We start from the raw sequence: 5,528 nt of genomic DNA, 5'->3' as shown, positions 1-5,528 counted from the left end.
CGCCACCCAGCCCTTGCCCGCGGCATAAAGCGTGCGCGACTGCGGCCAGCGCCGCTTGAACGCGGTGAACAGCGTATCGAGCTTGCGCCCCCGATCGTCGCGGGTATACGCCAGGTCGGTGTGCACCACCTTGGCCGTGCCGTCGCGGTTCCAATCAAAGACCTGCAGCGACACGCCGAACACGCCGGTTAAACCCGAATGCGTACCAGCCACGGCGTTGAGATGGTTCATGTCGGTGGCCGCGGGCAAATAGCAGCGCGAGTCTTCGAAGTTGGTGCTGCGATCCAGGAACTCGCGCACGTTGGGCATCAGCCAATCGCCGGGCTTGCCGCCTGGTTCGCCGTTGCGATCCAACCCGAGGATCCGCGGGTCAAGGGAATCGATGGAGATCAGCAGCACCTTGGGCACGTTCGGGTCGCCTGCGTAGGCGCCGAGCAGCCGCTTGCCGCTGTACTCGCGCGCAGCCGCATCAACAGCCGAGCCCTTGTGGCAACCGGCCAACGCTCCGGCGCCCAGGGCCGCGCCTGCTGCCGCGGCTTGCCCGACGAACCTTCTTCGCGTGATTCTCTGCGACATTGCCTACCTCCACCGATTGATCGAAATTAGTTTGCCAATATTTTAAACCAACCGGCGGCCTTGGCGAAGCATCCGCCAAGGTCAGCTCAAGCCACGATGCGATACACCACTTTTACTGGCTGCCCGTTGCAGTATAATCCACATATGAAAAAAACAATCGTACTCTCGCTGTTGATCCTCTCGGCGCTCGTCGGTTCGGCCCAGGCGGCCGAGTTCACGATTTCGCCGTTCGTCACCAACGTCACGCGCACGTCGATCGACATCTGCTTTCAGTCCGAGTCCAACCAGCTCGCGGCGATAAATTTCGGCCCGACCGCGGACTACGGCTCCGAGATCTTTGTCTCGGGCGAGCTGCTCGACGCCACCTGGGGACACTACCTGCTGTTCGGCGCAGTAACTTGGTACGACCTGGTGCAGCGCTACGCCTACTGCACGACCATCGAGAATCTGGAGCCGGACAGCCTGTACCACTACGCGGTGACCCTCGGTGATGCGTCCAGCGCGGACAGCACCTTTGCCTCCGCGCCCGACCCTGATCAGCCGTTCCGCTTTGTGGTCTACGGCGACTCGCGCTCCGATCCGCTCTACCCCCTGGGCGAGACCAACCAGTTTCACCAGGGCGTGATCGAGCGCATGGCGCAGTACGACTTCGACTTCATGTTCAACGTCGGCGACATCGTCAACGACGGTCACGACATGCAACTGTGGCAGATCGCCCTGGCAACGTCCGCGCCCGTGGCTGCGCGCAGCGCCTACTACCCGATCTACGGCAATCACGAGGACCGCGAGGAAGAAGGGATCGACGGCAAGGACGTCTACTCGGCGATCTTCTCCAATCCCGGCGAGCAATCGCTTTCGGGCAACGAGTTCTACTACTCATTTAACTACTCCAACGCCCACTTCGTGGTGGTCAGCACCGAACATGGGTTCCAGCCCGGCGACGCGCAGTACCAATGGATCGCCGACGATTTGGAAGAAACAGCGCTCAACCCGGACATCACCTGGAAGTTTATGCTGTTCCACATTCCGGCCTTTACCTCGTCGTTTCGCTGGCCCACCGACAACACCGAACATCAGGCGCAGGAGTTCATCGTACCGCTGGCCGAGGAGTACGAGCTGGACATGGTGCTAATGGGCCACGAGCACAGCTACGAACGCAGCTATAAGGACGGCATCTACTGGATGGTGGCGGGCAACGGCGGGGCCCTGCCCACGTTCTTCGGCAACCCGGCGCACAACCCCTACTCCCAGTTCTTCGAGCCCAACGGCGACTTCGAACACTTCGGCTTCTGCCTGATTGAAATCAACGGCGACTACCTCAAGCTCGAGTCGATCATCTCCGATGGCACGATCATCGACACCCTCGAGATCGGCGATCCGCCCGAGCCCGACCCCGACGACGACGACGACGACGACATTGACGACGATGATGTTGACGATGACGACGACATCAACGCTGACGACGATGACGACGACGACAACGGGTGCTGCGGGTAAAACAAGGCTGGCCGCGAAGAGAGTCGTCCAATATAGAACCAGCGTACTGCGTGAGCCTTGCCGCAGCTCCAAGCTGCGCTGATCTCTTTGACCCAGCGCGTTGGTTGCGATATCTATCGGATATACAAAATACAGAACAGGGAGGACCGTTATGAAACCGAAAATGTGGATTGCGTTCATCCTGCTGCTCGCGCTGGGCCTGCTGGCCTCCGGCTTGGCCTGCGACAACGGCGATGATGACGACGATGACGACGACGACGACGATGACGAATACGACTGCGAAGCTCTGACAGACGAGATGAAGGGGCTGTTCACCTTGATCTCGATCGCGGGCTCCTCGAACAGCTACAACACCGACGTGGGCAGCGGCGCGGGCGACCCGTTCGGACCGTTGGGCCCCGGCGACTACAACACGTTCTACCCGGGCAAGCTGTTGGAGCAGGTCTGGACGGTGATGGACGCCTGCGTCGAGTACACGCCGGAGATGTGGGTCTACTGGTACACCGACGTGGACGACCTCTCGGGCGACAGCACTTGGTTCCCGGCGGTCGACGCTTTCTTCCACTACCTGGACGACGACCCGGACGTGCCGACTTTCCAGGGCCGCGTGGCGGACTACCTGGACACGCTGAGCAACTCGAAGAACGACGCACCGTTCTTCGGCGCCAACGTGCCGGTGCTGATGATGAACGCGCTTTCCTGCCCGTTCGCTGATCGCGTGCTGTACAACGATGCGATTGCCGACGAGATCGCGGATTATCCCGACTACACGATGGTGGACCTCGACGCGCTGATGACGGCGCTGATCAACGACAAGCTTCTATACGACGGCGAGAAGCTCACGATGACCGACATTCTGCTGGACGACGTTCACGTCAATGAGTTAGGGCATCAGTTATTGGCCGACGAGTTCATCAACGAGCTCAACGACTACTACCCGGGCTTCAACCTGCCGACTTACGGCGTGATCGAAATCCAGGAGTAGCCTCTTCCGTTCTCCAATGAGAGCCCTCCCCGCCTGGGGAGGGCTTTTTTTCGCGGGAATGGTTTACAATGCTACATCGCCCGATGCAGGCAACAGACGACAACCCGTGGATTTAGTATCGTATTCCCCGTTGACCCCATTAAACGAAAGCCAACGAGACAAACAGCATGGACTTAAAACGGTTTATTGGTTCCAGTCGCGGTCCAGACGCCAATTACACGCGGCTGGTCGATCGCATCACTGTGCACGGCGGTTATTTACGCGGCAGCGAGATTTTAGATCAGGTGATAACCGACAAAACAAAATACCTGGTCATGGACTTGGATCGGACTTTTCATTTTGGGCGCAACCTGGGTGAGCTGCTGGGTTGGGAGCTCTCGGCCGGCTCCTGTTACGGTGAAGATTACATGGCCCGCATCGATTCCCAGCGCATTCAAAGCCGCTTTCTGTTTGCCAAAGATCAGCCGCTGGCCATGCTCAAATATATATTGCGCGGTGCGCGCCTGTGGACGTTTCCAGGCCTGTTCTATTTATTCTGCGGCAAGCTGGCCGGGCGCCGCACGTGGAGCAACCGGCTGAGGTACCGGCTGTTCGGAGCGCATCCGGTGGCCGTGGTGCAGGAAGTGCCGCGACTGGCCTTGATGCACCACATGACTGAATTCTCCCTTGACGCGCTGCGCAACATGAGCCGCAGGCTCTGGAACCGATATTCCGGCGACCAGGTGTTCTTTCGTGAGGATTTCGAAGCCCTGCGGAAAAAATACCCGCAATTAAAGATCATCATCAGCAGCGCTTCTCCGCAACCGATTGTCGAGACGGCGCGCGACGATCTGGGCATTGAGGATATTATCTATACGACAATTGAAGAACATGACGGTTTTCTCAGTTCGCCGCACTTCATTTATCGCTACTTTTTACTCTATCGAAAGCCGAAACGGATTTCACCGCCCGATAGTTTCAAGCAAAACTCTTCATATATGAAGATCAAACATCTGCTCGAACTTTACCCGGACATGCTCGATTCCGAAGTGGAAACCGTCGGCATTACCGACACCGGCTATGGCGAGGATCATGCCTGGGCGCACTATTTTACGCGGGTTGTGGACATCAACAGCTCGGACCCGTTTTCACCGATTGTCAGCAATGACTCGCCTCTAAAGGAAATCCATTCGGCGAAGTTGCTCACAGCAGATGAAATCAAACAACGGGAAAGCGGCAACGCATCGTATCTCAATCCAAAGAGAAAAGAAGCAGCGCCAACATCGCTTGCATTGAACAGTTCGCAGTTGACCGATCGCCTGCAACCAGTCGTGCAGTCCTTGGAAACCCTGGCCGATTCATTTCAGCGGGCCAAAGGAAAATCGCAGGCCGTGCGACAGGAATTGGAACGGGAGATCAGCGACGTGCAATGCCGAATTGATGAAGTAGTGCGCAACTATAACCAGTCACAGGGCGCGGCGCGCGACAAGGCTTTCAAACAACTACGATCATATCTTAAGCAACTGGGCCGCCTGGGCAAACGATTGACCAAGACGCAAAGAGAACAAGCTGCAATAATGTATTCAATTGAATGGAACCTGACTCTATCCCGCAAACTGATCGAGCGCAGCGACTAGCTTCCAACGTAATCAATCTTAAGGCTATTGATGTGGGGCCGCAAGATAGGCCTCAAGCAGAACGACTATCTCCTCGATAAACTGCTCCTGATCCATCTCCTGCGGTGGATGGACCACGAATTCGTGCGCCAGATCTTTAACAATATGCACCATCAGGTAGGCGGCGTGTTCCGGGTGGCGATGCGTGACCTGCGGTCTCGAGGCGAGCAGTTGTTGGACCAGCGCTGCGAATCGATCTTCAATCGCGTGCAGCTGCTGCATCACCTCAGCAGGCCAGATCGCCTCTGAAAGCAGCACATAGTGTAGCTGCGGATTTTGGGTGTGCAACTCCAATGTAATGCGCACTGCGGTCTGCAAAATATCGTGAAGATCAACCGTGGTTCCATCGATACTATCGAGAAATTGATCGAGCATTGCCGTACTCTGCTCAAGATGCATCTTCACTAGTTCGTGCAAAATTGCGCCCTTGTTGGGGAAGTACTGGTAGAGCGACCCGATCGACACGCCAGCGCGCTGGGCAATGTGGTTGGTGGTGGTGCCCGCGTAACCGTGCTTGGAAAAAACCTGAGTCGCGGCCTCCAAAATCTGTTGGACAGTGAACTGCGAACGCTGCTGAATGGCTGCTTTCCTTGGTTTTATCGCGTTTTCCCGCCTCATGGCCCTTCCTTCGGCAAATGCGAGTTGCCCTAATGTGAGCATTTACTCACAATATATAGCAGAGATTGAACCGGAAGGGAAACAATGGAATGCATCGCATTTCCAATCGCAGTCAGCGTCTACCTGGTGATCGCCCTGGTTTTGCCCACAATCCGCGTCTGGCGCAATCACGGGGTCTGCCCGCTGGTGATCCATCG

At 57.0% G+C, this 5,528-nt stretch carries 5 protein-coding genes; 3 read left to right on the top strand and 2 right to left on the bottom strand.

Annotation, left to right across the window (positions count from 1 at the left end; all coding sequences use genetic code 11):
* A partial coding sequence (locus tag P9M14_18450; GenBank protein ID MDP8257732.1) for a twin-arginine translocation signal domain-containing protein occupies positions 1-576 on the bottom strand: 576 nt, incomplete at its 3' end.
* Between the two features lie 144 nt (positions 577-720).
* On the opposite strand from P9M14_18450, the gene P9M14_18445 reads away from it, so the two are divergent.
* The 3 genes from P9M14_18445 to P9M14_18435 all read left to right on the top strand — a co-directional run bounded on the left by P9M14_18445 (position 721) and on the right by P9M14_18435 (position 4,674).
* Positions 721-2,073 (top strand): metallophosphoesterase, encoded by a 1,353-nt coding sequence (locus P9M14_18445; GenBank protein MDP8257731.1) that lies wholly within the window; start codon positions 721-723, stop codon positions 2,071-2,073.
* A gap of 151 nt (positions 2,074-2,224) precedes the next feature.
* Positions 2,225-3,058, top strand: a complete 834-nt coding sequence (locus tag P9M14_18440) for a hypothetical protein (GenBank protein MDP8257730.1) — start codon at positions 2,225-2,227, stop codon at positions 3,056-3,058.
* A 167-nt stretch (positions 3,059-3,225) separates the two neighbouring features.
* Entirely contained in the window at positions 3,226-4,674 is a 1,449-nt protein-coding gene (locus tag P9M14_18435; protein ID MDP8257729.1) for a hypothetical protein, read from the top strand.
* Between the two features lie 24 nt (positions 4,675-4,698).
* On the opposite strand, the gene P9M14_18430 is transcribed toward P9M14_18435, so the two are convergent.
* Positions 4,699-5,331 carry a TetR/AcrR family transcriptional regulator gene (locus tag P9M14_18430; GenBank protein MDP8257728.1) on the bottom strand — a complete coding sequence of 211 codons (633 nt, stop codon included), beginning with the start codon at positions 5,329-5,331 and terminating at the stop codon, positions 4,699-4,701.
* Positions 5,332-5,528: the final 197 nt, after the last annotated feature.

The organism is Candidatus Alcyoniella australis, from assembly GCA_030765605.1.
GTDB lineage: Bacteria > Lernaellota > Lernaellaia > JAVCCG01 > Alcyoniellaceae > Alcyoniella > Alcyoniella australis.
The sequence above is the reverse complement of the archived record's forward strand: the minus strand, read 5'-3'. Positions and strand labels throughout refer to the sequence as shown.

What these genes read in the sequence shown, in the direction of transcription:
- P9M14_18445 (MDP8257731.1), top strand. Translation starts at nt 721, where the DNA reads ATGAAAAAAACAATCGTACTCTCGCTGTTGATCCTCTCGGCGCTCGTC.
- P9M14_18440 (MDP8257730.1), top strand. Translation starts at nt 2,225, where the DNA reads ATGAAACCGAAAATGTGGATTGCGTTCATCCTGCTGCTCGCGCTGGGC.
- P9M14_18435 (MDP8257729.1), top strand. Translation starts at nt 3,226, where the DNA reads ATGGACTTAAAACGGTTTATTGGTTCCAGTCGCGGTCCAGACGCCAAT.
- P9M14_18430 (MDP8257728.1), bottom strand. Translation starts at nt 5,331, where the DNA reads ATGAGGCGGGAAAACGCGATAAAACCAAGGAAAGCAGCCATTCAGCAG.